Origin of the sequence: Hydrogenophaga sp. (assembly GCF_019635465.1) — a bacterium.
In the GTDB taxonomy this organism is placed as follows: Bacteria; Pseudomonadota; Gammaproteobacteria; order Burkholderiales; family Burkholderiaceae_C; genus Hydrogenophaga.
Map to the genome: position 1 here is coordinate 25725 of NZ_JAHBZK010000011.1, position 26725 is coordinate 52449.

The 26725-nt window shown below is 66.9% G+C and carries 27 protein-coding genes; 7 read left to right on the forward strand and 20 right to left on the reverse strand.

The window, feature by feature from the left end; all coding sequences use genetic code 11:
* Positions 1–597, reverse strand: a complete 597-nt coding sequence (locus KF871_RS11440; RefSeq protein WP_291142239.1) for an ATP-dependent Clp protease proteolytic subunit — start codon at positions 595–597, stop codon at positions 1–3.
* 102 nt (positions 598–699) lie between these two features.
* Here KF871_RS11440 and KF871_RS11445 point away from each other — a divergent pair, with 102 nt between their 5' ends.
* Positions 700–1488 carry a sigma-70 family RNA polymerase sigma factor gene (locus KF871_RS11445; protein WP_291142242.1) on the forward strand — a complete coding sequence of 263 codons (789 nt, stop codon included), beginning with the start codon at positions 700–702 and terminating at the stop codon, positions 1486–1488.
* Positions 1489–1641: 153 nt separating this feature from the next.
* On the opposite strand, the gene KF871_RS11450 is transcribed toward KF871_RS11445, so the two are convergent.
* Positions 1642–2538 (reverse strand): LysR family transcriptional regulator, encoded by an 897-nt coding sequence (locus KF871_RS11450; RefSeq protein WP_291142245.1) that lies wholly within the window; start codon positions 2536–2538, stop codon positions 1642–1644.
* Positions 2539–2663: 125 nt separating this feature from the next.
* On the opposite strand from KF871_RS11450, the gene KF871_RS11455 reads away from it, so the two are divergent.
* Together KF871_RS11455 and KF871_RS11460 are read left to right on the forward strand one after the other, a co-directional pair.
* A complete protein-coding gene (locus KF871_RS11455) occupies positions 2664–3365 on the forward strand; it encodes a class I SAM-dependent methyltransferase (RefSeq protein ID WP_291142248.1) in 702 nt (233 codons plus the stop codon).
* A gap of 149 nt (positions 3366–3514) precedes the next feature.
* Positions 3515–4135 (forward strand): LuxR C-terminal-related transcriptional regulator, encoded by a 621-nt coding sequence (locus KF871_RS11460; protein ID WP_291142251.1) that lies wholly within the window; start codon positions 3515–3517, stop codon positions 4133–4135.
* 57 nt (positions 4136–4192) lie between these two features.
* Here KF871_RS11460 and KF871_RS11465 read toward each other — a convergent pair whose 3' ends face one another.
* Complete coding sequence (locus KF871_RS11465; RefSeq protein WP_291142534.1) at positions 4193–5014, reverse strand: CsgG/HfaB family protein; 822 nt, start codon at positions 5012–5014, stop codon at positions 4193–4195.
* Between the two features lie 336 nt (positions 5015–5350).
* Between KF871_RS11465 and KF871_RS11470 the strand changes: the two genes are divergently transcribed.
* Positions 5351–7213 (forward strand): hypothetical protein, encoded by a 1863-nt coding sequence (locus tag KF871_RS11470; protein ID WP_291142254.1) that lies wholly within the window; start codon positions 5351–5353, stop codon positions 7211–7213.
* A gap of 13 nt (positions 7214–7226) precedes the next feature.
* Here the strand turns inward: KF871_RS11470 and KF871_RS11475 are convergent, their stop codons facing one another.
* The 7 genes from KF871_RS11475 to KF871_RS11505 all read right to left on the reverse strand — a co-directional run bounded on the left by KF871_RS11475 (position 7227) and on the right by KF871_RS11505 (position 13848).
* A complete protein-coding gene (locus tag KF871_RS11475) occupies positions 7227–8027 on the reverse strand; it encodes a hydratase (protein WP_291142257.1) in 801 nt (266 codons plus the stop codon).
* A gap of 11 nt (positions 8028–8038) precedes the next feature.
* Positions 8039–9322 (reverse strand): O-acetylhomoserine aminocarboxypropyltransferase/cysteine synthase family protein, encoded by a 1284-nt coding sequence (locus KF871_RS11480; protein WP_291142260.1) that lies wholly within the window; start codon positions 9320–9322, stop codon positions 8039–8041.
* 13 nt (positions 9323–9335) lie between these two features.
* A complete protein-coding gene (locus KF871_RS11485; protein WP_291142263.1) occupies positions 9336–9797 on the reverse strand; it encodes a CoA-binding protein in 462 nt (153 codons plus the stop codon).
* 20 nt (positions 9798–9817) lie between these two features.
* Entirely contained in the window at positions 9818–10297 is a 480-nt protein-coding gene (locus KF871_RS11490; RefSeq protein WP_291142266.1) for an SAM-dependent methyltransferase, read from the reverse strand.
* A gap of 32 nt (positions 10298–10329) precedes the next feature.
* Positions 10330–11247 carry a cysteine synthase A gene (gene cysK, locus KF871_RS11495; protein ID WP_291142269.1) on the reverse strand — a complete coding sequence of 306 codons (918 nt, stop codon included), beginning with the start codon at positions 11245–11247 and terminating at the stop codon, positions 10330–10332.
* A 123-nt stretch (positions 11248–11370) separates the two neighbouring features.
* On the reverse strand, positions 11371–12174 hold the full coding sequence (locus KF871_RS11500) for an enoyl-CoA hydratase (protein ID WP_291142272.1): 804 nt from the start codon (positions 12172–12174) through the stop codon (positions 11371–11373).
* Between the two features lie 24 nt (positions 12175–12198).
* Positions 12199–13848, reverse strand: coding sequence for an acyl-CoA synthetase (locus KF871_RS11505; RefSeq protein WP_291142274.1), 1650 nt, complete (start codon positions 13846–13848; stop codon positions 12199–12201).
* A 146-nt stretch (positions 13849–13994) separates the two neighbouring features.
* Between KF871_RS11505 and KF871_RS11510 the strand changes: the two genes are divergently transcribed.
* Positions 13995–14432 carry a YciI family protein gene (locus KF871_RS11510; RefSeq protein WP_291142277.1) on the forward strand — a complete coding sequence of 146 codons (438 nt, stop codon included), beginning with the start codon at positions 13995–13997 and terminating at the stop codon, positions 14430–14432.
* A gap of 62 nt (positions 14433–14494) precedes the next feature.
* Positions 14495–15649, forward strand: a complete 1155-nt coding sequence (locus tag KF871_RS11515) for a hypothetical protein (protein ID WP_291142280.1) — start codon at positions 14495–14497, stop codon at positions 15647–15649.
* An 80-nt stretch (positions 15650–15729) separates the two neighbouring features.
* Here the strand turns inward: KF871_RS11515 and KF871_RS11520 are convergent, their stop codons facing one another.
* The 7 genes from KF871_RS11520 to KF871_RS11550 all read right to left on the reverse strand — a co-directional run bounded on the left by KF871_RS11520 (position 15730) and on the right by KF871_RS11550 (position 24047).
* Entirely contained in the window at positions 15730–18129 is a 2400-nt protein-coding gene (locus KF871_RS11520; RefSeq protein WP_291142283.1) for a hypothetical protein, read from the reverse strand.
* 9 nt (positions 18130–18138) lie between these two features.
* Entirely contained in the window at positions 18139–18606 is a 468-nt protein-coding gene (locus KF871_RS11525; protein ID WP_291142286.1) for a hypothetical protein, read from the reverse strand.
* A gap of 378 nt (positions 18607–18984) precedes the next feature.
* Positions 18985–20070: a C4-dicarboxylate TRAP transporter substrate-binding protein gene (locus KF871_RS11530; protein WP_291142289.1), complete on the reverse strand. Its 1086-nt coding sequence runs from the start codon at positions 20068–20070 to the stop codon at positions 18985–18987.
* Between the two features lie 55 nt (positions 20071–20125).
* On the reverse strand, positions 20126–21112 hold the full coding sequence (locus KF871_RS11535; RefSeq protein ID WP_291142293.1) for a tripartite tricarboxylate transporter substrate binding protein: 987 nt from the start codon (positions 21110–21112) through the stop codon (positions 20126–20128).
* Positions 21109–22278, reverse strand: coding sequence for a CoA transferase (locus KF871_RS11540; RefSeq protein ID WP_291142296.1), 1170 nt, complete (start codon positions 22276–22278; stop codon positions 21109–21111). The genes KF871_RS11535 and KF871_RS11540 overlap by 4 nt, the downstream gene beginning before the upstream one ends.
* A gap of 13 nt (positions 22279–22291) precedes the next feature.
* On the reverse strand, positions 22292–23110 hold the full coding sequence (locus KF871_RS11545; protein WP_291142299.1) for a citryl-CoA lyase: 819 nt from the start codon (positions 23108–23110) through the stop codon (positions 22292–22294).
* A 40-nt stretch (positions 23111–23150) separates the two neighbouring features.
* Positions 23151–24047, reverse strand: coding sequence for a dioxygenase (locus KF871_RS11550; RefSeq protein WP_291142302.1), 897 nt, complete (start codon positions 24045–24047; stop codon positions 23151–23153).
* Between the two features lie 135 nt (positions 24048–24182).
* On the opposite strand from KF871_RS11550, the gene KF871_RS11555 reads away from it, so the two are divergent.
* Entirely contained in the window at positions 24183–25070 is an 888-nt protein-coding gene (locus KF871_RS11555) for a LysR substrate-binding domain-containing protein (RefSeq protein ID WP_291142305.1), read from the forward strand.
* 51 nt (positions 25071–25121) lie between these two features.
* On the opposite strand, the gene KF871_RS11560 is transcribed toward KF871_RS11555, so the two are convergent.
* From KF871_RS11560 to KF871_RS11570, 3 genes are read right to left on the reverse strand one after another with little or no spacing between them, the layout of a single operon-like run.
* Entirely contained in the window at positions 25122–25706 is a 585-nt protein-coding gene (locus KF871_RS11560; RefSeq protein ID WP_291142308.1) for a malonic semialdehyde reductase, read from the reverse strand.
* 59 nt (positions 25707–25765) lie between these two features.
* Complete coding sequence (locus tag KF871_RS11565; RefSeq protein WP_291142311.1) at positions 25766–26398, reverse strand: nuclear transport factor 2 family protein; 633 nt, start codon at positions 26396–26398, stop codon at positions 25766–25768.
* 22 nt (positions 26399–26420) lie between these two features.
* On the reverse strand, positions 26421–26723 hold the full coding sequence (locus KF871_RS11570) for a Dabb family protein (protein WP_291142314.1): 303 nt from the start codon (positions 26721–26723) through the stop codon (positions 26421–26423).
* Between the last annotated feature and the right edge of the window lie 2 nt (positions 26724–26725).

The window sequence follows — 26725 nt, forward strand, 5'->3', positions numbered from 1 at the left end:
TCAGTCGACCACCAACTGTGTCTTGTGTTCGATGATCCTGGACACCAGGCCGTATGTCACGGCCTCTTCGGCCGACATCCAGCGGTCGCGTTCGATGTCGGACAGCACCTGCGCCAAGGGCCTGCCGGTCTGGCGCGCAATGGTGCTGGCGATGCGTTCACGGGCCTTCACCATCTCTCGGGCCTGGATCGCGATGTCGCTGGCGGGGCCGGCCGACCCCCCACTGGGCTGGTGGATCAGGAAGCGCGTGTTGGGCAGGCAGACGCGCCGTGCCAGCGGGGCCGCCAGATACAGGTGCGTGGCGGCACTGCCCACCCAACCTGTTCCGATCATGTTCACAGGCGCCGAGATGAATCGCGCGATGTCGTGGATGGCATCCCCCGACTCGAGGTGGCCACCAGGGGAACTGACCAGAACGTCGATCGGTGCGGCGCTGTCCGCGTCCAGCGCAATGAGGCGCCGGGTGACGTCGGCCGCCAAAGCGTCGGTGATGGTGCCGAAGATCAGGAGCGTGCGCGCCTTGAAGCTCTTCTCATCCAGGTAGCTGGCGTGTGGGGCAAAAGCAGGCGTTGGAAGGGGAGTCTCTGAAGTGTTCATGAGGAAATGGACAGGGTACGGAACTGCCATGACGAACGAGAAGCCACTCGCGTGACATCCGGAACCCCGATTACCCAGCGCGCGCTATGGCACCATGCCCCGATGGAAGAAGTCGATCCACCCAAACTCCTCGACGCCGACCGCCGCAGCCTGCTGCGTGCAGCCACCCGCCTGGTCGGGTCTTTCGAAGCCGAGGACGTTGTCCAGGATGCCTATGTCCGCGCTCTCGAGGCGGATGGCTTGACGCTCAACACCACACAAGCCTGGCTGCGCACCGTGGTGCGCAATCTGGCCATTGACCGATGGCGGCGACGCGAATGGATGACACAGTGGACAACCCAGCTGGCATTCGATGAGACGCACAGGTGGGAGGCGCCTTCGGCCGAAGAGGATGCGTCGCTGGAGCAGGAGGCCGCCCAGGTTGTGCGTCGCCTCGCCAGACTACTGACGCCCGTCGAAGGTGCCGCTCTGCTGTTGCACGAGGTGTTCGATGTGGAGCACGCCGAAATAGCCCGGGGTGCCGGTCGATCGGAAGCGGCAAACCGACAACAGCTGAAACGCGCGCTTCGACGGCTGCGCCAGAAAGATGACGCGAGCCCGGAAACAGATGGGGGAAACGAGCAAGTCATTCGCGCCTATCTGCATTCGTTGCGCACGTGTGATCCAGGCATTCTTTGGGGCATGTTGCGAGAGCCACCCATTCGGGCGTTCGCAGGTGCACCGACCAGAATGGCCGCGTCGGGTCATGCGACGATGCCCTCCACAAGCATCGGTGGCCTTGTGCAGATGGGTGGGCAACTTGGGCTGATCCTCAGCCTGGACGGGGTGAGGCTTTGCGTTGTGCCATTGGGGATTTGCGCAAGGCGCGAGCTTGATGACGTGACCGGCTGATGGTCTCTGCGGAATCAAGCGCTGGGGATGGAGAAACCGAAACGCCGTATTCAGCCCCGAGCAACCGCAAGTCACCCACCATCGCCAGGTGTTGGCACACATGAATTGCCAGCACGGCCGGGAGCCACCGTCCAACCTCGCGACAGGCACCCCTCAACGCTGAGTGGGCTCGCCCTCACCCGTCAAGCCCTGCGCCAGCGCCTCGAACACAACCCGGATCCGCCGCGAGGTGCGCAGCTCGCGGTGCGACACCAGCCAGATCGGAAAGCGCACGGGTGGCACGTCGTCGAGCACGCGCACGATGCCCGGCGTGGCCTGCGCGATCTCGTCCATCATGGCGCCGATGCCCAGGCCCTCGCGCACCAGGCGCCAGTGCACGACGGAGTGATCGGCATAGCAGCTGAAGTTGGCTTCGCTCACGGGCAGGCCATGGTGGCGCAGGAAGCCCAGGTACTGGCCGTTGCGGTCGGAACCCACGAAGGGCAGGTGCTCCGCCTCCTCGCCCGTGCGCGGGTGGCCGTGGGCCTTGACCCAGTCTTCAGACGCATAGAAGTGCGCATGGGCATCGCGCACCAGCCGGGCGATCAGGTCCGGTTGCTCGGGCTTGACGTGCCGGATGGCAATGTCGGCTTCGCGGCGCTGCAAGTCGCTCAGCGCATTGGTGGCGATCACCTCGATCGCGATGCCCGGCACCTGTTCGCGCAGCCGCTGCACCAGCGGGGGCAGCAGGCTGGCGGCCACCATGTCGGTGGCAGAGACCGACACCACGCCGCCCGCTGCCTGTGAGCGACCGGTGGCCACCAGGCTCATGGCCTCGGCGGCGGTGCCCATCGCGCGGGCATGTTCCAGCAGGTCCAGCCCGGTGGGCGTGAGCACCATGGACCTGCCCAGGCGCTCGAACAGCGTCACACCCATGCTGAGTTCGATGGCCGCGACCTGGCGGCTCAGGGTGGACTGGGTCAGCCCCAGCTTGCGGGCGGCGGCCGACAGCGAGCCGGTTTCGGCGGTTTCCAGGAACGCGCGCAGCTGGTTCCAGTCGAGTGTGTTCATGGGCTTGATCTATGCGTGGATGCATGAGTTGTCTGCAATTTAAGGCAATTCCCTTCGGTGTCATGCATAGATAGCATCCGGTCCGTCGCTGGACGATGACTGCCGGCGCCAGCCACCTGCCTCTTATGTCCACTCCTTCACTGTCCTCCTCGGCCCATGCCGCACCCGCCACGGGGCAGGCCGCCGTTTCCGCTCGCAAGGCCCGGTTCTGGGACCGCATTGCAACCAAGTACGCGGCCGACCCCATTGCGGACCCGGCGGGCTACGAGGCCACGTTGAGGCGGGTCCAGGGCTTCTTGAAGATCAGTGACGAGGTGCTCGAAATCGGCTGCGGCACCGGCACCACCGCGTTGCACCTGGCGCCCTTCACCCACCGGCTGCGGGCGACCGACGTGTCGGCCGAGATGATCGACATTGCGCGCGACAAGCTGGTGGTCGATCCGCTGCCGCAGTTGAGCTTCGAGGTGGCCGACGCCGACACGGCGGTGGCGGCACCCGGCAGCCAGGACGTGGTGATGGCCTTCAACCTGCTGCACCTGGTCGACGATCTGGACCAGGCACTGGCCATGGCGGTACAGACCTTGCGGCCGGGCGGACTGCTGCTGGCCAAGACCCCCTGCGTGGGCGAGATGAACCCCTTGATCACTCGCCTGGCCCTGCCGCTGATGCGCGCCGTGGGCAAGGCGCCGCCCGTGCTGTGCTTCAAGGCACCGGCGCTGCTGGCGGCCATGCAACGCCTGGGCCTGGAAGTGCTGGCGGTGGAACGCCATGGCACCCGCCAGGGCAAGGACATCCGCCTCTTCACCGCCGCCCGCAAGCCGGCCTGAGCTTCCCCCTCCTTCGTTCGCAGACCTGGTTGCCGAACCAGGCTGGGCGTTCGTTCGCCCGGTCGGGCCGGTTCACGCCACCCGTACCCCATTTCCTGTCCACAAACCTTCAAGCAGATCAACACCGACGCACCGCGTGGAGTCCCCGCATGAAGCTTCTCCTGATCGATGACCAACCCATCTTCGCCGCGGGCCTGGCCCATGCCCTGGGCGAACGCGAGCCCGGCATCGAGGTGGCATCCGCGCGGTGCCTGGCCGATGCCTTCGCCCAGATCGCCGCGCAACCCGATGTCGAGCTGGTGTTGGTGGACCATCGACCGGGCAAGCCGGACGGCGTCGAGGTGCTGGCGCGCATCGGCGCCACCCACCCCTGGCTGGTGCGGGTGCTGATGTCCAGCGAGGAAAACCGCGCGCTGCAGTTGCGTGCCAGGCAGGCGGGCGCTGCGGGCTTCGTCGGCAAGTCGCTCTCGGTCGACGGCATGCTCTCGGCACTGAAGGCCGTGCGGGCCGGCGGCACGCACTTCCCTCACGAATGTTTCCCCCACGAATGCGACGCTCAGATGGCGGCGCCGTCGAGTCTGGTTCCCACCTCGCGCCAGCGTGAGGTGCTGGACCTGGTGTCGCGCGGCCTGCCCAACAAGCGCATCGCCAGCCAGCTGGGCATCGCGGAGCGCACGGTCAAGCTGCACGTGGCCGCCTTGCTCGATCGCCTGCAGGCCCACAACCGCACGCACCTGCTGCTGCGGGCCAGAGAGCACGGCTTGCTCTGACGCCGGCCTGGGCAAGGTGGCCGGCACCAAAGCCGTCGCGCGACGGCCCGCGAAGGGTCACCGACCCGGCGCTGGTGCGGTTGTCCGGCTGGGCGCAGGCGCGCCATCCACCGACAAGCGCCCACCGCCACCCAGGCCCTGCCCCTTGACGCGCTGCGGTTGGTACTGGCGCGCTGCGCGCACCATGTTGTTGTAGGCGTCCGCAAACGCCGCCGCAATGACCTTGCCCTGCTCGGTCCGGGAGTACGCACCCGCGTTGCCCGCATTGCCCGAGCCCCTCATGAGGGCGGCAAAGTTGAAATCCGTCTTCGAGGCGCTGCCCTCGGACACCGCCACCTGAACGCCAGAGCGGTTGTCCACCAGAGACAACATGGCCGTGGCCTCCTTGTTCTGCAGACCCCCCGCCACGCGTGCGAGTGAATCGCCCTTGCTGCCAAGCAGGGACGCCAGGCCAAGGCTGGCACCGCCCGCGTTCGAGTTCGAGAACAGCACTTCGGGCGAGAGCGAGTAGTCCGCCGCGACCATCTGGCCCCGGCCCATGTTGCTGCCCGAGCGGGTGTTGCCGCTTTCGGCCAATGCGCGCTCGCGGTCCATCGACTGAAGGCCCGCCGCGCTGCGCTCCACCACCACAAAGCAGTTGGATTGCTGAACCATCAACCTGAGCAGATTAGCAGTGGGCGGCAGGCGGTACTCGTTGCGCAGCACGGTGTACCAACCCGCGCTCTGGTTCTCGACCAGGGCCAGCGTGCCCAGCGGGGACTCGCACCGTTCGAGCTGGTCGCTCGCGTTGGCAGCGGCGCTGCCACTGGCGCCGCCAGTGGTTGCGTTGTTGGACCCGCCACCCAGGTTCATGGACGTCAACGAGCCCACCGTGGGCATGGACTCGCAGCCCGTCAACAGGCTCGCCGACACCAGCAGGGCCGACACGCTCGTGAATCGTAGGTTCACCTTGCACTCCATTTGCAGTTCAAAGGCGGCGAGCGTAGGTAGGCCGTCGAACAGCGGCAATAGACCTTAGGTGCAGGTGCCCTGGCCCGCGCGCGCTTGGCGCCTGGGTCGGCTGCGTTTTCGTCGAGGAGATGCACCAAAGGTCTATAGGCGAGCCGCGCGCGCGTTCCTAGCATCCGCCGCACTTTTCACAGTCGAGAGGACTTACGCGTGCGACGAGATCATTTTTCCCATGGTGGCCAGCGGCATCGCGCTGTCACTTCATCCTTGCTGGCGCTGTGTCTGGCGGCGGGCGCCTCGCTGGCCCTGGTGGCCTGTGGCGGTGGCGGGGGTTCCGCCGGCACTGAGCCGACGCCAGCGCCCACCCCGCAACGCTGGAACCTTACCGTCACCACATCGGGCACCGGCACGGTGACATCGCTGCCCTCGGGCATCAATTGCGGCGCGGCGTGCACGGCCAGCTTCGACGCCAATGCGCGCGTCAGCCTCGGCGCCCAACCGGCGCAGGGCCACTCGTTCTCGGGATGGGGCGGCGCATGCAGCGGTGCCACCACCACCTGCACGGTGACGATGTCGCAGGCGCAGTCCGTTGCTGCGGCCTTTGTGCCTGTCAACGGCGCCACCAACCATTCGCTGCAGGTCTCGGTCAACGGTGGCGGGCGCGTCACGTCGCAACCTGCGGGCATCAACTGTGGTGCCACCTGTGCGGCGCAGTACGCCTCGGGCACGGCCGTGTCGCTGACCGCCGCGCCGGACGCGGGTCAGACCTTCACCGGCTGGGGTGGCGCGTGCGCGGGCGCGTCAACCACCTGCAGCGTGTCGCTCACGCAGGACCGCAACGTGCTGGCCAGCTTTGCTGCCATCACCGCAACGCCCACCTGGGGCATGGCCGAGCTGGTCGAGGCCAGCAACGACTTCAACGTCACCGCGAGCGGCTTGGTCTACCAGGTCAACGCCGTGTCACCCAACGGCAACGCCATGGTGATCTGGCAACAACCCGATGGGCAACCCAATGGCACCGTCAGCAAGGTCTACTCGCGCCTGTACCTGGCCGGCCAGGGTTGGCAGCCGATCGTGCAGGTCACGGACCTGTCCGACTTCAGCAACCGGCAACTGGTGGGGGGCAAGCTCTTTCTCAACGACCAGGGCGCGGCCACCTGGGTGCGGCCCAACATGGACGCGCGCCGCTACACCGTGGCCAGTGGTTGGGGTGCTGCCAGCATTGCGCCGAACAAGCCCACGGGCTCCGGCTCGCTCAGCGCCGGCGTCGTGGACAGCGCGGGCAATCTCAGCCTGGTGACGGTGGGCAGCGACGTCTACAACATCAGCTTGCAGGCGAACGGGCAATGGGGCGCCTGGGTCCTCATCGACACCAGCGGCTCGCTCGACACCGACGTGGCCGACATCGCCCGCAGCAGCAACGGCAGCGCCATGGCCATCTGGGCCGAGCGCAACCCCGGCGACAGCAACCACAGCATGAAGGCCGCGCGGTTCGACCCGATCTCCGGGTGGCAGGCGCCGGTGACGATCGACAACAGCCTGGACGACGTGGTGGTGGACAGCCCGCCCCGCGTGGCCATGGACGCCGCGGGCAACGCGTTGGCCATCTGGCGCCAGGGCGCATCGGTGTGGGTCAGCGCGTTCAACCCCACCACCGGCTGGGCCGCCCCCAGTGCCCACGACACCGGTGCCCTGGCCAGCGTGCCCTTGCGCATCCGCCTGGCCATGGCGCCCGACGGCCGCGCGGTGGCCGCGTGGCAAAGCGGCATCTACGCCATCAAGACCATGACCTTCGAACCCGGCGTGGGCCTGGGCGCGCCGGTCGAGGCGACGCCCTACGCGCTGGACCGCGAACTCGGCATCGACAGCCAGGGCCGTGCCACGCTGGTCTATGTGGCGGTCAACCAGTGGCCCAACCCGACCTCGCCCGAGATCAGCGTGTACGCGCGGCGCCTGAACTGGGGCCAGCCCTGGGGTGCGCAGTCACTGCTGGAAACCCAGCCTGGCGGCATCAAGACGGGCCTGGCGGTGTCGTTCAACACCAATGGGCAAGGCCTGGCCACCTGGGCGCAAAACGACTCGGCCACATCGGACGTGCGCAACAGCCTCTGGAGCAACCTGCTGCGCTGAATGGCGGCGGCGATCAGGTCGACACGCTGACCTCGATCGCCCCGAAGACCCCGTAGTCCGCGACGACGCGGTCTCCGGCGGTCACCTGCAAGGGCACCATGCAGGTGCCGCACGACGCCCAGTCACCGGCCTTGAATCCCACGCCCAGTGTCGACAGCGCGTTGGCCAGCCAGGTGAGCGCGGTCAGGGGGTCGCCCAGCAGCGCCCTGCCCGCGCCTTCGCGCGTGCATCGGGCTTGCCCGTCGGCACCGGTCACGGTGGCGTGCACCGGGTGGGCGGCGAGGTCCATCTCGCGCCACGCGGGCGGCGCAGCCGCCCCGAAGAGGAAGCGCCCGGCGCAGGCGTCGTCGGCAATCAACTGCGCTTTGCCGGCGCGGGTGAACTCGGCGTAGCGCGAGTCGGGCAGTTCAAACGCAGGGTGCAGCGAAGCCACCGCGGCCAGCACCTCTTGCTGTGTGTAGGGCACCTCGCGCGGCGGCAGGTCGGCACCCAGGCGGAAGGCGAACTCCGGCTCGACCACACGCATGCGGTTGCCCTGCAGCGAGAGCGTGCTGCCCATGGGGTGCACGAAGCCACCGAGGATGCGGCCGGCCAGCGGGCCGTCCACCTGAATGTGCGCCTGCCCGGCCTCGCTGGTGGCGGCGATCTTCCAGCCCACCACGCTGTCGTTCGCCACCGCCGGCAGCGCGGCCTGGATGGCGTGGCCCTGCGCCTCGGTGTGCGGGCGCAGCGCGTCGGGCAGCGCGTCAATGACGTCGCCTTGCTGGCGCGCGGCCCACAACAGTCGGGCGGCTTCGGTTTGGTTGCGCTCCATGCGGCGCGCCCTCAAGCCACGGCGCGCGCCAGCGCCTGATCCACATCCCAAAGGATGTCGTCGATGTGCTCCAGCCCGACCGAGATGCGGATCATGTCGGGCAGCACGCCGGCGGCGATCTGCTGGGTCTCGTCGAGTTGGCGGTGGGTGGTGCTGGCGGGGTGGCTGATGAGGGTGCGCGTGTCGCCGATGTTGACCAGATGGCTCATGAACTGCGCGCTTTCGATGAAGCGCACGCCGGCCTCGGCGTTGCCCTTCACGCCGAACGCCAGCAGGCCCGAGGCGCCGCGCATCTGGCGTTTCATGAGTTCGTGCTGCGGGTGCTCGGGCAGGCCGGGGTAGTTCACCCAGCTCACGCGCGGGTCGCTCTGCAGGTACCTGGCCAGCGCCAGCGCGTTGCTGCAATGGCGCTCCATGCGCAGCGGCAGGGTCTCCACGCCCTGCAGGATCTGCCAGGCGCTGGTGGGCGCGAGCGCCGCGCCGAAGACGCGCAGGCCTTCCATGCGGCAGCGCATGGTGAAGCCGAAGTCGCCAAAGGTTTCGTAGAACTTGACGCCGTGGTAGCCCGGCGAGGGTTCGGTCATGCCGGGGAATTTGCCGTTGTCCCAGGGGAACTTGCCGCTCTCCACCACCACGCCGCCCAGCGTGGTGCCGTGGCCGGCTAGGTACTTGGTGGCGCTGTGGATGACGATGTCGGCGCCGAAGTCGGTCGGGTTGCACAGGTAGGGGCTGGGCACGGTGTTGTCCACGATGAGTGGCAGGCCGTGCGCATGGGCCACCTCGGCAATGGCGGCGATGTCGAGCACCACCATGCTGGGGTTGCCCAGGGTCTCGGCGTAGATGGCGCGCGTCTCGGGGCGGATGGCGGCAGCAAAGGCCTCGGGCCTGGTGGCGTCAACGAAGCTGGTCTCGATGCCGAACTTGCGCAGGTTGACCGCGAACATGGTGACGCTGCCACCGTAGAGCGCGCCGGCCGCCACCACGTGGTCGCCGGCCTGCAACAGCGTGGTCAGCGCCAGCGTTTCGGCGGCCATGCCGCTGGCGCAGGCCACGGCGGCGCGGGCGTTCTCCAACGCGGCCACGCGTTCTTCGAGCGTGGCCACCGTGGGGTTGCTCAGGCGCGAGTACACATTGCCGAAGGTCTGCAGGTTGAACAGGCTGGCCGCGTGGTCGGCGCTGTCGAAGACGAAGCTGGTCGTCTGGTAGATCGGCAGCGCGCGCGAGCCGGTGCTGCTGTCGGGGATCTGCCCGGCGTGGATGGCCAGGGTCTCGGGGTGGAAGCGGCGGTCGGCCATGCGGTGCTCCCCTTCACTGAGGCCGGTGGGCCGAGATGATGCGGGTGTTCACGCCAGCCCAGTTGAGCCCGCCGAACAAACGCGCGTGTTCGATCTTCACGCAACGGTCCCACACGCTGTCCATGCCGGCGGCGGTGACGGTGCGGTCGGCCGCTTCGCTGCGCAGGCCCAGTTGCTGCCAGAAGCACTTGGCGCCGATGGCCACAGCGCTCTGCGCAATCGGCGGGATGTCGGCCTCCTTGCGAAAGACGTCGACCATGTCGACCGGGAACGGAATGTCTTCCAGCCGCGCATAGCTGGTCTCGCCCAGGATCTGCGGGTACTTGGGGTTGACCGGCACCACACGGTAGCCGTGGTCCTGCAGGTACTTGGCGGCGAAGAAACTCGGGCGGTGCCATTCGGCCGAGAGGCCGACCACGGCAATGGTGCGGCACTGCTTGAGGATGCGTCGCAGGGTGGGGATGTCGTCTTGCATGGGCAGTTCAATGAACCTGGCTACCAGTAGTTGGCCATCAGCTCGCTCGCCCAGGCGGGTTCGCGCAGCTCACCGCGCGGCAGCGTGCCGCGCCAGACCGGCTTGATGTCGAGCACCGGTGTGCCGTCCACCGCGTCGAGGCCTTCGACCGCCAGCGCAGCGCCGTCGACAGCAAGCACACGGCACACGCTCACACCAATGCGGTTGGGCCGCATGCGGCCGCGCTGCGCAAAGATGCCCACGCGCGGCCAGTCGCTGCGGTTGCGCGGGTGGCGCGCACCGGTTTCCACCGGCTCGTCGGCATCGACGTGGAAGAGGAACACCACCTCGATGTGCGACACGGCATCGAGCCCGAGCAGGCTGTCGGCACCCAGGCGGGGGTCGGTCAGCTCGATGCGCGAGCGGTTGGGGCCCCAGCCATCCTTGGTGGTCTCGGCCCGCCCACCCCGCACCACGCCAATGGGCGTGAAGCAGACAGGAGCGGCCGGGGTGTTGCTCACGCGCGGATCAATCAGCGATCACCCAACCGGCTTCACTCGGTCGGCAGAAAGCCGTCGACCGATAGGTAGCGCTCGCCGGTGTCGTAGTTGAAGCCGAGCACGCGGCTGCCGGCGGGCAGCTCGGGCAGTTTCTGCTTGATGGCGGCCAGCGTGGCGCCGCTGGAGATGCCCACCAGCACGCCCTCTTCGCGCGCGCTGCGGCGCGCCATCTCGCGCGCGTCTTCGGCGTCCACGGCAATGGTGCCGTCGAGCAGGTCGATCTTGAGGTTGGCAGGGATGAACCCTGCGCCGATGCCCTGGATGGGGTGCGGCTGGTGGGTGCCGCCCGAGATGACCTGGCTCAGCGCGGGTTCGACCGCAAACACCTTGAGGCCGGGCCAGCGCGCCTTGAGCACCTGCGCCACGCCACTGATGTGGCCACCGGTGCCCACGCCGGTGATGAGCACGTCCAGCCCCTGCGGAAAATCGCGCGCGATCTCTTCGGCGGTGGTCCGCACGTGCGCCTCGATGTTGGCCGGGTTCTCGAACTGCTGCGGAATCCAGGCGCCCGGGGTGCTGGCGGCGATCTCTTCGGCGCGCGCGATGCTGCCCTTCATGCCCTTCTCCTTGGGCGTGAGCACCAGTTGGGCGCCATAGGCCAGCATCAGGCGGCGGCGCTCGATGCTCATGCTGTCGGGCATTACCAGCACGCAGCTGTAGCCCTTGACCGCGGCCACCATGGCCAGGCCGATGCCGGTGTTGCCCGAGGTGGGCTCGACGATGGTGCCACCGGGCTTGAGGCGGCCGTCGCGCTCGGCGGCCTCGACCATGCTCAGCGCAATGCGGTCCTTGATGGAGCCGCCGGGGTTGGCGCGCTCGAGCTTGATCCACACCTCGGCCGGCCCGAACAGGCGGTTGATGCGCAGGTGCGGCGTGTTGCCGATGGTCTGCAGGATGTTGTCGACTTTCATGGGAACTCCTCGGGTGTTGTGGGCTATGGGGTCGATGCCGGTGTGCTCAATACGATCGCGCGGTTATACGCCGCGCCTGCTACACCAGTCGGTGGCAGGGGCACTGCAGCGAGCGCCCGGCGCTCACCAGTTGGGCTTGCGTTTGTCGATGAAGGCCTGCACGCCTTCAAGCGCGCTCGGGTCCATCATGTTGCAGGCCATGGTCTGCGCCGCGTCGTCGTAGGCGGCGGCGATGCCCACGTCGAGCTGGCGGTAGAACAGCCCCTTGCCGGCGGCGATGGCCACGCGCGGCTTGGCCAGGATGCTGTCCACCAGCCGCGCCACCTCGGCCTGCAGTTCGCTGGCTTCCACCACGCGGTTGAGCAGGCCTTTCTCGCGCGCTTCGTCGGCGCTGATGAAGGCGCCGGTCACCAGCATCTCGAAGGCCGCCTTGCGCCCCAGGTTGCGGCTGAGCGCGACGCTGGGCGTGCTGCAGAACAGCCCCAGGTTGACGCCGCTGACAGCGAACTTCGCCTCGCGCACGGCCACGGCCAGGTCGCACATGGCCACCAGTTGGCAGCCGGCCGCCGTGGCAATGCCCTGCACCTGGGCAATCACCGGCACCGGCAGCGCCTGCAAGGCCATCATGAAGCGCCCGCACTGGGCGAACAGGCGCTGGTAGTAGTCGAGCGAAGGCTCGGCGCGCATCTGCTTGAGGTCGTGGCCGGCGCAGAAGGCCTTGCCTTCGGCCGCCATCACCACCACACGCGCGTTTTCGTCGGCAGCCACTTGGTCGACGGCTGCCTGCAAGGCGGCCAGCATCTCTTCGCTGAGCGCGTTGAACGACGCGGGGCGGTTGAGCGTGAGCGTGACAACGCCGCGTGGATCGCGCGCGTAGCGCACCGGTGCGTCGGTGTCAGTTGCGTCAGGGTGAAGGCGGTCATTCATGGGGGGGTGTCTCCGTTCGTCCGTTCATTCGATGGCCGAGCTGCTGCGGGCACGCTGGCGCAGCTCGAACTTCTGGATCTTGCCGGTGCTGGTCTTGGGAATGGGCTCGAAGCGTACCGCCTTCGGCACCTTGTAGCCGGCCAGCAGGCCACGGCAATGGGCAATCAGCTCGGCCTCGGTGGTCTGTGCGCCGGGCCGCAGCTCCACGTACGCCAGCGGCGTTTCGCCCCACTTGGGGTGCGGTTGTGCCACCACCGCGCAGGCCATCACGGCCGGGTGGCGGTAGAGCGCGTCTTCCACCTCGATGGAACTGATGTTTTCGCCGCCGCTGATGATGATGTCCTTGCTGCGGTCCTTGATCTTGGCGTAGCGGTCGGGCTCGAGCACCGCGAGGTCGCCGGTGTGGAACCAGCCACCTTCAAAGGCCTTGTCGGTGGCCACCGGGTTCTTCAGGTAGCCCTTCATGACGATGTTGCCGCGGAACATGATCTCGCCCATGGTCTGGCTATCGGCGGGCACCTCGGTCATGGTCTCGGGGTCCATCACCGTCATGCCTTCCTGCAGTGCGTAGCGCACGCCCTGGCGGCCGTTGAGCCGCACCTGCTCGCCCAGATCGGCCGTCGCCCAGGCCGGGCGCGCCACCGCCACGGCGGCCGGGCCGTAGACCTCGGTCAGCCCGTAGACGTGGGTGATGGCAAAGCCCATGCGGGCCATGCCTTCGATCATGGCCGCGGGTGGCGCCGCGCCGGCCACCATGCCGCGCACCGCGCCAATGCCGTCCTTGAGCTCGGGGCGATCGGCCACCGCCGAAATCAGGCCGTTGTGCACGATGGGTGCGGCGCAGTAGTGGTCCACGCCGTGATCGCGCATGGCGCTCAGGATGGCGATCGGCTCCACCTTGCGCAGGCACACATGCACACCGGCCTGCATGGCCACCGTCCACGGAAAGCACCAGCCGTTGCAATGGAACATGGGCAGCGTCCACAGGTAGCGTGAGAACTGCGGCATGGTCCAGGTGACCACGTTGCTCACCGCGTTGAGGTAGGCGCCACGGTGGTGGGTGACCACGCCCTTGGGGTCGCCGGTGGTGCCACTGGTGTAGCTCACCGCAATGGCGTCCCACTCGTCGGTGGGACCGTCCAGGTGGTCCAGCGGTGCGTGCGACGCCAGCAGGGCCTCGTACTCGTGCGCGCCCACGCGGTCGCCCGGGCCGTCGTATTCGCTGTCGCACACGTCGATCACCACCAGCTCGCGGCCCATCTCGCGCAGGGCGGCCAGCGCCTTGGCCGCCACCGGTGCCAGCTCGCGGTCGGTCAGCAGCACCCGGGCCTCGCAGTGGTTCATCTGCCAGGCCAGCAGCGGCGCATCGAGCCGGGTGTTGAGCGTGTTGATCACCGCGCCCAGCGCCGGCACCGCGTAGTGCGCCTCCACCATCTCGGGCGTGTTGGGCAGCAACGTGCTCACCGTGTCGCCGGGGCCCACCCCGAGCGCGCGCAAGGCCGCCGCCAGCCGGGCCGAGCGCTCGCGGACCTGCGCCCAGCTGTAGCGCCGCGCGCCATGAATCACCGCCGGCATGTCGCCAAAGACCTCGGCCGTGCGCTCGACAAAGCTCACCGGCGACAGGGCCACGTGGTTGGCCGGGTTGCGGGCCAGGTGCGCGTCATAGATGTTCATGGCGGCATCGTAGTCAGGGCCTTGGCCCGCAGGGGCCGGGCTTACCCGATAAGCGGCGCAAGTACCGGTCGATCGCCTTTGCCCTCGCCCGTCGTGGTGGTTGAAGGCGCCAGAATGGCTGGCGCCGATTCACTCAGGAGACTCCCATGCGATTCATGGTCATGGTGCACGCCGATGCGCACACCGAAGCCGGCGAGATGCCCACCGAGGCCGACATGGCCGAGATGATGCGGTTCAACGAGGCACTGGCCGCGGCCGGCGTGATGCGCGCCGGTGAAGGCCTGCACCCCACCTCGCGCGGCGCCCGCGTGGTGTTCGACGGCAAAGGCACGCGGGTGGTTGACGGCCCGTTCGCCGAGAGCAAGGAGCTCATCGCCGGCTTCTGGCTGTGGGAGTGCGCCTCACTCGAGGAGGCGGTGGCCTGGGCACGGCGCTGCCCCAAACCCACGCGGGGCGCCGAATCCATGCTCGAAATCCGCCGGGTGTTCGAAGCCGAAGACTTCGGCGAGGCCTACACGCCCGAGATTCGCGCCCAGGAGGATCGCCTGCGCGAGCACATCGGCGGCGGCACCGGCACGCCCTGAGACCCCGCGCGCGGGTGCGGCGCTTCTTGTGCGGCACAGCATGGGCTGCTACAAGCAGGCGCATGCAAGCCTCAGCGGTTGAAGCCCTCACCGACGCGATCTACGACGCGGCGCTGGACGCGACCCATTGGCCCGCCGTGCTGGCCCACCTGAAGGCTGCCTTCCGCACCGAGGCCGAAACTTTCTACGTGTTGAACTTCGGCACACGCGAGGTGGGCGAAGCACACCTCGCAGGCGTCGCGCCCGCCTGGCTGGGTTGCTTCAACCAGTTCTACTTCGCGCCCGACAATCCCTGGAACGTGCACTCCACCTCGCTGCACCAGTTGGGCATGGTGCGCACCAACGAACGGCTGGAGCGCTTCACCCGCCAGCGCGGTGTGCTCTACCGCAGCAGCTACTACAACGAGTGGCTGCGCCCGCAGGGCTTTCACCACAGCATCGGCAACACGCTCACATCCGAGCGCCACGCCATTGCCAACGTGACCTTGTTGCGCGCGCCCGATCTGCCGCGATTCAACCCGCGCGAGGTGCGCCTGTTCGAACAGCTGAGCGTGCACTTTGTGCGTGCGCTGCGCGTGCGGCAGCACATGGAGGGGCTGCAAACCCAGCGCGACGGCCTGGCCCAGGCCCTGGACCATGTGGGCGACGCGCTGATGTTGCTGGACGAGCACAGCCGTCTGCTGCATGGCAATCGCGCGGCGCTGGATCAGCTGGCGCGCTGCGACGGACTGCACTGGCGGCAGGGGCACGTGGCGCCGGTGCATGGCCCACATGGTCCACCGTTCCTGGCCTGGCTGCGCGCCCACGCGGCCGGTTCACAGACCGCGGCCTCGGTGCCCGGCACCTTGACGCTGCCGCGCTCGCACCGGCGCCTGCCCCTGGTGCTGCGTGCCTCGGGCTGGACGCTGCCGCTGTCGTCCTGGCATGGCGCCAGGCGCTGCGTGCTCGTGGCCATGGGTCCTGCCGCCGGGCAGCGCGGATCGACCGATGCCGATGCGCTGCGCCAGCTCTACCAGCTCACACCCGCCGAGGCCCGACTGACGCGCGTGCTGTGCGACGGGTTGAGCCTTCGCGAGGCCGCCCACACCCTGGGCATCACCTATGGCACGGCGCGCACCCGGCTCAAAACCGTGTTCGGCAAAACGGGCGTTCACCGCCAGGCCGCGCTGGTGGCCCAGGTCAAGGGCGAGTTGCCCCAGCCCCTGGAGCGGCGCTGACGCCCCCCAGGGCAGATCAGGCTTCAACGCAGCGGGGCGCCCGGCTTTCGCCAGGCACCCCGATGACCGAGCGAATGGGCTCAGTCGGAGTCAGAGGTTGAGTCGGAATCGAGAATGGATTCGACCTCTGGTTGGGCGACCTCGTCTCCGTCCCGGTCGCGATTTATCAACTGCTGGAAACGTTCGTTGAATTGGTCCAGGTAGGGATGGTTCACTTTGGTCGCCAAGGCGTTCAGATCGGCCCCGGCATTCTTGTAAGTCCTCGCAACGTCGTCGAGCGCCTTGCTGCCTGCCTCGTCGTCGCCCTCGTCCTCGGTGTTTTCGTCTGTGGACACTTCCGTCTTCTCAAAGTCCCCCACATCGGTCGAGACACGACTTCCCGATTCAGTGATCTCCGATGTCTCACTACTCGTCGACTTCTCTTCGTTGACATGGGGAGCGACATTAAAGGCTTCCGGATCGATCTGGCGCTGAGAAGTATTGGTCGAGTTTTCTTCATCGACTTGACCGTTCTCGCCAAGCAACTGCGCCGGCACAGCGTCCCCGGGCACAACCGCCGCAGGCACCACCACCGAGGTGTCCGCGGTCTGCTGTGGGGTGCCAAAAATCAATTGCACCACGCCGGCTCCCACACCGTAGGACACCTTGGCCACGGCCTGTACCGGCAAGCGGGTGAACCAATATGCAATCAGCTTGGGGCCAGCCGCTTGGTTCATCGTTGACACAGCCTGCATCTGGGCCGTGGTTGCCGTGTGGCTCACAAGGTCGTTGGCCAGTGCCCCGTTGGCTTCACTGAGGGCCAACACGTCCCGCACGTATGGCGTTAGACACAGCATGTTGCCGACCACCTTGGTGACCTGATTGAATCGCTTGGTACGGTCCGTGATCATCGTCGTCAAGTTGGAAACAAACGCTTTGTTGTCACGCTCGACCAGTTTTTTTGCCTGATTCTTTTTCGCAAGGTCCAGACGCGTCTTCGCCTTGTCCTTTGTCTCCTCGCATGTCGCTCGAAAGTCCTGAAACACATTCAGCGTGACCTCATCCTCAGCACTTTGCACGCCTATCGCTTTAAATTCCTCAATATAGGCATCCAGTTTCCCGATTTCCACCTCCATTTCCTCGATCGTCCGCTTCTCACTGGCGATCTTTAAAGCGAAATGTGCCTTCCGATTGGGTCCGCGCACCGGTTCGGTGGCACCGGGGAGCACCGATCGCAATACATTCTGGGTCACGGCGGTCATGGAGCCGCCCATCCCTGCGCCAAAGGCCAGGTGGATGCCCCAGCTTCCCATTGACACAGCACGCCGCTGGTCAGAGCCCCACTCCCCCGCGGCTCGCGCAATCGACTCCAGCACCGAGAAGCTGGCTTTGCCGGCCAATGTGTAGGCCAAGGCAAACCAGACAAAAGGCAGTTCATCGACCAGAAAGGCCACGCCCATGGCCTTGGCCATGGTGGCGTAGCTAAACACCTCCTTTCGCAGCTCTTCGCGAGGGTAGTTCGGCACGCCGTTGGGCCCTCTCTCCTGACGCCAGACGGCAACGATCTGCTTGTTCATTAGCTCGCGCGCATCGCCCGCAGCTTCGGAATCGGCGCCCTGCGCAATGGTTGCCGTGATCAGGTCGGCCAGCGCGTCGCTGTAGGCGTTCCAGGCGGTGGCGTAGGGAGAGCCGTAGGCGCTTCCCCAGTTGGCTCGCACCATGCCACCCACCGCCTCCCCGACGGTGCCATGCAGGATGGCAGCGACGGTTGGGTACATGGCCGCAGCGGCGCCGGGCGCACCGAACGTGGAACAGATGGCGGCGGCCAAACCGGCAATGGCGAACGAGCCCGAGAACGCCCCCACCCCCGTCGCATAGTTGACCAAGCCCTGCGAGACAGCACCGGCGACCTGTGACCCGCTGGGCAGCGACGCCATGATTTGGTCATACATCGGCGTAATGGGTGGCGGACGATCGTATTCCGTACTGGATTCCTCCGCTGGATCGTCAAGCAGGATTTGTGGCAATAACACCGGGTCGATGACTTCGGACGACGATTCATCCGAATCACTCGCCTGGGAAATATCGTTCGAATCATCCATCGCTATGCGGATGTTTACCTTTGGCTTACTTTTGTTCTCAGCTGGCGGGGCCTTGCGCTCCGCTTTTTCGCTCTTGTTGCGGCCCAATGGTTCAGAGGGGCGCTCCGCCCCCGCGTCCGGCGCGCCTACCGGCTTCTTGCCAGATGTCTTGGGGACCTCTGGTTGAGGATTGGCATCCACGATCACACACTCTTCGTCGTCAAAGAACTCAAGGTCGACGATGGTGGTTCGCGGACTGAGATGCGCGGCAGAAGTGGTTCTAGGACCCAGGCTGTTCGCGGTGAATACATCCTCCGTCGGTTGCCCGTCTGCCTTCCGTGCGGCATTTCCGTTGGATTTCGCGGTCGAGTTGGAGGCTGGCTGCGTATAGCTTCTGATGAAGTTGCTGACTCTTTGCATGATTGCTCCTCAGGCACGCACGCCCGCCGCTTCGGTCGGGGCGTTGTCTTTGTGGAGCAGACCAAATGGGTCCGAGACCTGGCCGGCCAGAAGGCTCGATCGCCATTCGGCGGCCTGCCGGCAGGTGGCACGAATCAACTGGGCGAGCGCTTCACCCGTGGCGGCCGTACCGAACTTGAGCACCTGGGTGATCACCAGGGTCTCTCGCACCGGGTGGTAGCCAAAGCGCAGCAGCGGTGCCTGGGCCGTCATGAGTTGCACGCGCAGAACGTTGCGAAACACCTGCACCTCATCGGCCGCTTCGACCGCGCCGATCTCTGCGATCAGCACAGGCACCGGCATGTCCTCGCCTTGGTGCAGTTCGACGGCGACGCCATCCACTTCGATCATTTCGCCTTGTGCGAGTGCGTCAGGGTTGCTCTGGTTCAGTGCCGCGGAAGCTTCACGGCAAAGGTCGGCGAGATTGATGTCGCTCATGGGGTGCGTCCTTCGTAGATGGAATAGGGGCGCGCGCAGCGTGCCCTTCACTCGGCGCTGGCCACGCACACGACTCTGTCGCCACCCGCGTCGGGTGGTTCCGCCCTACGTCCAACGGACTAGGGCCTGTGCACACCCAGCTTGTTCAGGGTCCGCTGCGGATCAAAGAAGACCATGCGCGATGCGCAAAACGCGGACGGGCCGGTGACCCATCGAGGCATTGCCAAGCAGCGCATGGCCCTTCTTGGCCGCAACCCGCAGGGAACGGGGTGAGAGCGATACCCCAACGCAACAAGGTCCACGCGCGCACGGAGGCTCGCGTGGACCTTGTCAAAGAGCTGCCGGGCGCAAGACCCGGACGATCAGCGAACGGTCACATCACTTTTCCCAATCGCGCTCGGGTTTGGCGCCGCGCGCTTTCACCGCCGCCATGTACTGGGTCAGCAAGGCCTTGGCTTTCACGCCACGCGCCTCGTTGTTCTTGACCCATTCGCCGGCCAGATCGGGCATGCCGTCGATCCACTTGCGGCGGTCGGATTCGGACATGGGCGTGACGGTCACCGGCGGGTTCTGGCTCTTGCCAAGCTCGACCATCTTGTTCATGGCCATCTCGTGGCGCTGAACCAGATCCTCACCATGGCGGCGGGTGTACTCCACGCCGGCTTCGCGCATGGCCTGCTGCACCTCGGGCGGCAACTTGTTCCAGCTGTCCTTGTTGATGGCCACGCCGCCGGAGAACACGACGCCCATGTTGACCTTGGTCACGTAAGGCGCCACCTCGTAGACCTTGGCCGGCAGGATGCCGGTGGCCAGCGAGACCACGCCTTCGCTCACGCCGGTCTGGATGTCGGTGTAGTAGGTGGTGAGCGCGCCGCCCACCGGGGTGGCGCCCACGCCGCGCAGCCACAGGCCCAGGATGCCGGGCGCCGAGATCTTCTTGCCCTTGAGATCCTCGATCGACTTCACCGGGAACTTGGTCCAGATGTCATAGGTGTCAGAGCCGGTGGCGCCCAGGAAGACCAGGTTGTACTTGTCCCACTCGGCCTTGAACTCGGGGCTCTTTTCGATCATTTCGGTCATCGCGCTGAGCACGATGCGGGTGTCGCTGGTGGTGAACGGCGTGTGCGCGCTCAACTGCGACAGCGGCATCTTGGCCGGCTCCAGGTAGCTGAACACCCAGCCAATGTCGGTGATGCCCTGCTCCACGCTGGTCAGCGTGGCGTTGGCCTTGTAGAGCTGGCCGCCGAAGGCTTCCTTCCACTGGATCTTGTATTTGCCGCCGGCGGCCAGACGCTTGTCCACCTCGGGCATGAACACGTCCTTGATGAAGCCCACCCAGGGGATGGTGGTGGGGTGGCTGGCCGCCACGGTGAGGTTGATCACCTGCTGGGCCGAAGCGGCCAGTGGCAATGCCATGGCCGCCGCTGCAACAGCGGTGAGGCGGACGAAGGTCGAACGTTTCATGCTTGTCTCCTGTTGTCGGTGGTTGTGAACACGAAAGCGAAAAGGTGCTGAAGCCTCAGTCCACCTGGGCGCCAGACTGCTTGACCAGCGCCGCCCATTTGTCGATCTCGGCGCGGCCGAAGGCGTCCATGGCCGCGGCGTCCATGGGGCGTTGCTCCACCCCCTGCGCGGCCAGCTTGCCGGCGATCTCGGGGTTGGCCAGCGTGGCGGCCGCGGCCTGACGCAAGCGGGCCACCACCGGTGCGGGCGTGCCCGAGGGCGCATACAACATGAACCAGGCCACGAGGTCGAAATCGCTGCCGGTCTGCTCGGCCACGGTGGGCACGTCGGGCGCGGCGGCGCTGCGCTTGGCGCCCGATGCGCCCAGCGCGCGCAGCTTGCCGCCCTGCACGTGCTGCAGCACAGCGGCCGGGTGATAGAACATGAAGTCGGCGCGGCTGGTCATCACGTCGTTGAGCGCCATGCCGCCCGACTTGTAGGGCACGTGCAGCATCTGCCCGCCCAGGCGGGCCTTGAGCAGTTCGCCGGCCAGGTGACCCGAGGTGCCGTTGCCGGCCGAGGCGAAGGTCACGCCCTGCCCCTGTGCGGCCTTGGCCTTGAGGTCGGCCAGCGATTTGATCGGGCCGTCAGCGGCCACCACCAGCAGCGTGGGTGTGTAGCCCACCATGGCGATGGGCACGAAGTCCTTCAGTGGCTCGTAGCCCAGGTTCTTGAACAGGGTGGCGTTGATGGCGTGCGTGCCCACCGTGCCCATGAGGATCTGGTAGCCGTCGGCCTGTCCGCGCGCCACCTGCGCGCTGCCCACGGTGCCGCCCGCGCCAGCGCGGTTGTCCACCACGATGGACTGGCCCAGTTCGCGGTGCAGGCCCTCGCCCACCACGCGCGAAATGATGTCGGTGGTGGTGGCGGCGCCGAAGGGCACCACCAACTTGATGGGGCGGTCGGGCCAGGTCTGGGCGGTGGCGGGCAGCATCCAGGCGCTGGCAGCCAGGCCCAGCGCGATCAGCGCGTGGCGGCGGTGGGTCTTCTCGGGCAGGGTCATGCGTTGGTCTCCTCTTGTGGGGTTGTCGATGGGCGCGCCGGCCAGCCGTTGGCGTAGAGCGCGTTGTGTTCGCCCAGCGTGGGCGGCGGCGTCACCGTCAGGGCGCGTTCGCCGTCGAAGCTGATGGGTGAGCGCACGGTGCGCGAGGCGCCCATGGTCGGGTGCTCGGTGTCCACGAAGAGCTGCAGGTGCTTCGCCTGCGGGTCCTCGGGCACTTCGTCGGTTCGGTACATGGGCGCGTGCGGCACGTCCTGCGCGAGCAGCCGATCGCACCACTCGGTGCGCGTGCGCTGCTTGAAGATGTCGCGCAGCACGACGATGAGTGCGTCCTGGTTCGCGATGCGCGCGAAGCGGTCGCGAAAGCGCTCGTCGTCAAAGATGTCGGGCTTGTCCATGGCCACCGCCAGGCCTTGCCAGAACTTCTCGGGCGAGGACATGTGCAGCGCAATCCAGTTGCCGCAGGCGCACTCGAGCACATAGCTCTGCGACACGCTGGGCCGGCTGTACGGGCCCATCACCTCGCCCACCGAGAACAGGTGGGTGAAGGCATCCAGATTGAAGTGCGCCATGGCCTCGAACATCGAGACCTCGACCCGACGCCCGACACCGCTGGCGTGGCGCTCGTGCAGCGCGCCCAGGATGCCGAAGGCCGCGTAATAGCCGGTCATGGCATCGGCAATGGCCGGGCCCACCACGCGCGGGTTGGCCGGGTTCACCAACAGGCGCAGGTAACCGCTGGCGGCCTGCGCCACGGTGTCGTAGCTGGGCCGGCTGGCGGCCGGGCCGTCCTGGCCAAAGCCGCTGATGGCGCAATAGATCAGGCGAGGGTTGAGCGCCTGCAGGCGCGCCTGGCCAGCCTGGATCTGCTCGGCAAAACCGGGGCGGAAGTTTTGGATATAGACGTCGGCGCCTTCGATGAGTTTGTCGAAGGTGGCGCGGTCGGCGTCCTTGCGCGTGTCAAGCGCCACGCTGTGTTTGTTGCGGTTGTAGGTCTGGTAGTGCGGGCTGTAGAGGCCGCCCTTGAAGGCGCGAAACGGATCGCCCGAGCCCGGCAGTTCGACCTTGACCACCTCGGCGCCCATGTCGGCCAGGATCATCGAGGCCGCAGGGCCCGTGATGAAGGTGCCGTGCTCGACGACCCGCACACCCTTGAGCACATTGATCATGGCGCGCTCCTCGTCAATCGACCTGCTGGTCGGGCACGAAGCCGGCCGGAACCACACCGGTGTAGCGCTGCTCGCGCGTGGCCTGGTACGACAGCGCAAAGCCGATCGGGTGCTCCAGCTCCTCGCTCATGTGCGCAATGAGGCCCGCGCAACGCGCCAGCATCGGCACGCCCTTGAGCGCGTTGAGCGGAAAGCCCACGCCCAGCAGCACCGCGGGAATCGCGGCCGACACGTTGAGCTTGAGGTCCTTGCCGATCACCTCGGGCAGCACCGCTTCGACCGCCTCGGCGATCTGCACGAAACGCTGCCCACCACCGGCCTGCCTGGACACACGAAACAGCGCGTCCACGCGCGGGTCGCGCGCCTTGTGCACGGGGTGGCCGTAGCCCGGCACCGCCTGCTTGCGGGCTCGCCATTCGCCCACCACGGCGCGCGCGGCCGCCTGCAGGTCATCGCCATGCGATGGCGCCGCGCGATGAATCTCGTCGAACAGCCTGCCCGCCGTCTCCGACGCGCCCAGGATCACCGAGCCACAACCCAGAATGCCCGCGGCCACCGCGCCCTGCAGCGCATCGGGCGCGGCCGCCAGCGTCATGCGCGCGGCCTGCACGCTGGGCACCAGGCCATGTTCGGCAATCGCCACCAGCGTGGCGTTGAGCACCGCGCTGGCCGGCGCATCGGGCTTGCGCCCGGTGAGCAGCAGGTAGAAGTAGTCTGCGAAGTTGACCTGACCGATCAGGTCCTGACACAGGTCCTGCCCGCGCACCACGATGGTGTCCGGGTTGTGGGCGCAGATGGCCGACTGCGGCACGGTGGCCTTGCCGATTTTCAATGGGGTCTCCGGTGAAGGCGAAGGAAGGCGTCGGCCGGCGTCACGCCGCGGGTACGAGCCGGAAGTCGTAGGTCGCGCTGTGGTACGGCGCGTCCATCACGCGTCCGTCGGGCGCCTTGCCCGGCGCGTGCTGTGTGAAGGGCACGATCAGGCTGTTGCGTACGCCGAAGACGGCGTCCGAGTCGAGGAAGGGGCTGTCGGCCACGAACAGGTGCGTGGTCACGCTCTGGTGGCCCGGCGCGTAGACCTTCATGTGGATGTGGCCCGGGCGGTTGGGGTGGCGGCCCATGCGGCGCAGCATCTGCCCCACCGGCCCGTCGTCGGGCACCGGGTAGTAGGTGGGCTTGATCGACCAGAAGCGGTAGTTGCCCTGGGCATCGGTGTGAAAGCGTGCGCGCAGGCGCATGCCGGCGTCGTCGCCCATCTGCATGTCGTAGACACCTTCGCCATCGCCCGACCACACGTCCAGGCAGCAGTTGGCGATGGGCTGGCCCTCGGTGTCGGTGACGCGGCCGTGGTAGTAGGCCGGCTCACCCGGCATGTCGGTGCCGATGTCGGCGCCCAGCGGCAGCTCGGGCGAACCTTCCCAGTAGAACGGGCCCTGCACCGTGGCCTCGGTCGGCGTCTGCGCGCCGCCGCCGCTGCTGGCGAACGCCTTGGCGGCCTTGATCTGGTTGAGTGCGACCACCAGCATCGAGATGCCCAGCGTGTCGGACAACAGGATGAACTCCTGGCGCTTGTCGTCGCACATCTTGCCGGTGGCGGTGAGAAACATGATCGCGTTGATCCACTCCTCTTCGCTGATTTCAACCTCGCGAATGAAGGCGTGGGCGTGCTTGACCAGCGCCGTCATCACCTGCTTGAAGCGGGCATCCTGGCAATCGGTCATGCGATCCAGAACGGCCTGGGTGATGTCTTCGGCTTCGAGCTGAGCCATGGTGTTGTCTCCTGTGGGCAATGTGCCTGTTGTCGGTATCCGGGGCGCAGTCTAGGCACAGGCAGACCGCGATGGAAGTGATGAATTTCGACCGCTATGATCGATGCCATCGATGAATGAAACCAAGGAAATCGAATGGAACTGCGGCACCTGCGCTACTTCGACACCCTGGCCGAAACGCTGAACTTCACCCGCGCCGCAGAGCGGTTGCATGTCACGCAATCCACGCTGTCGCATCAGATCCGCCAGCTCGAGGAAGAGCTCAGCCTCACGCTGTTCGACCGCAGCAGCAAGCGCGTGACGCTGACCGAGGCCGGTGAGTTGCTGCGCAGTCACCTGGTGCCGGCACTGCAGCAGATCGACCGCGGGCTGCAGGCCCTGAGCGACCCTGGCGAAGCCTTTGCCGGCGAGCTGCACATCGGTGCCACGCACAGCTTCAACACCCGCCTGGTGCCCATGTGCGTGTCGGCCTTTCTGGCGCATCACCCCAATGTGCGTGTGAGCGTGGAGGAACTGTCGGCCGAGCTGATTGCACGCCGCATCTCCAGCGGCCACCTTGACCTGGGGGTGTCGTACCGGCCAACCGACAAGCCCGAGCTGTGGTTCGAGCCGCTCTACAACGAGGAGCTTCGGCTGTGCGTGGCGGCCAGCCACCCGCTGGCCAAACGCCGGCGCGTGCGCATGGTGGAGCTGCACCAGAAACGCCTGGTGCTGCTGCCCAGGCAGTTCAGCACCCGCGGTCTGCTCGACGATTGTTTCGAGGCGGCGGGCGCGCAACCGCTGGTGGTGGCGGAGCTGAACTCCATCGCGCCCATGATCGAGCTGATCCGCCAGACCGACCTGGCCGGCATCATTGCCGAGACCGCGTTCACGCCCTCGCCCGACCTGCGGCTCATCCCGCTCGAAGACCCGGCGCCGATCCGCACACCCGGGTTGCTGTGGAAGAAAGGGGCCAACCGCTCGGCCACGGTGAAGTACATGGCCTCGGTGATCCGCCGCGCGGCGGGGGGCCATGGTGGATGAGCGTGCGCCTCGACGCAGGGTGATCGAGAGGCGCACGATCGTCATGGGCGCTCAGAGCACCCGGCAGGCCTCGTCAAACGACAGACGCGCATTGCGATCAAACAGCTTGCTGTCGTCGCCGTAGCCCAGGTTGATCAGGAAGTTGGTCTTCCAGCGCCCATCGGGGAAGAACTCGGCGTCGACCTTGCCGATGTCGAAGCCGCTCATGGGGCCGCAGTCCAGCCCCACCGCACGCGCCGCGATGATGAAGTAGGCCCCACCCAGGGTGCCGTTGCGGGTGGCCGTGGCGCCGGCCAGGGCGGCATTGGCCTCGAAGTTCTCCTTGGCGCCTTCGCGGTGCCACACCTTGGGCATGTACTCGTAGAAGCGTGTGTCGGTGGCCACGATCACCGTGACTGGCGCCGTGCGCGTCTTCTCCAGGTTGCCCGGCAGCATGGCGGGCAACAGGCGCTCGCGCGCGGCCGGGGTGTTCAGGAACACATAGCGCGTGGGTTGGGTGTTCATCGAGGTGGGGCCGAGGGCGGCCACCTCATAGACACGGCGCAGAAGCTCGTCGGGAACGGGCTTGTCGATGAAGCCGTTGGCGGTGCGTGCTTTGAGAAAGATCTGGTCGAGAGCCTGGGCGTCGATGGTCATGGTGCTTGGGGGTTGGTGCCGGCGTTCGGCAGGGATGCAAAAAGAAAAGCGTCGGTGGTTCAGGCCGGGTGGATTTCGCGCTCCAGCGCACCACCGGCCAGCCACGACGCGCCGCGACGGTACAGCGATTGCACTTCCTGACCCTTGAGCATGGGCATGTCCATCTTCACGGTGTAGCCAATGCGCTGCTGGATGTACGCCAGGTGGCGATAACCCTCGGGCAAGGCGGCCAGTGCGGCCTGGTCAAGCGAGAGCACCGCCGCTGGGTCCACCGGGTCGATGCGGTCCTTCTCGTAGATGGGCTGGCGGTGCAACAACTTCCATTCGCCTTCGTGGCGTTGCACGAAGTCGTAGAAGCGCCCCGTGCAGACCACATCGCACAGCACCGGGCCGTTGGCACCTTCGACCATGCCCCGCTGCGAGATCGTCATCTTGGTCTGCGCAATGGCACGATCACCGGCCACCTCGATGGCCGAGCCACCGAGGAAGTGCAGGATGCTGACGCCCTTGGCCCAGCCCTCCTGTGTGACGCGAATGAAATCGGCAAACGGCCCCTGGAACCAGGTCGCCATCATCACGCCCTGGGGGTGCCACACGGTGGCAAAGCGGGCCCAGTCGCCGGCGTCGCGCCATACGGCCCAGCGCTCCACCATGCGGCGGATCAGCCATTCGTCCAGTTGCTTGTCGTTCATGGTGGCTCCCTGTTGCATCGGGTCAGGCGACTTCGTAGTCGACCTGGTGGCGCGCAATGCGCAGCCCTTCCAGTTCGCGGCGCACACGCAGGTGCTCGGGGTGGTTGGCGTAGTCGTCCAGCGCCTGACGGGAGTCGAACTCGGAGTACAGCACCACGTCGCAGGCATAGTCGATGCGGCTGATGTCGACGCCGATCTCCAGCGTGCGCATGCCCGGAACGCGGCCCCGCATGCCTTCGAACGCGCGCTTGAGCCGCTCGGCATTGGCGGCCTTCTCGGCCGCCGAGTCGCCCAGCAGGTTCCACATCACGATGTGCTTGATCATGG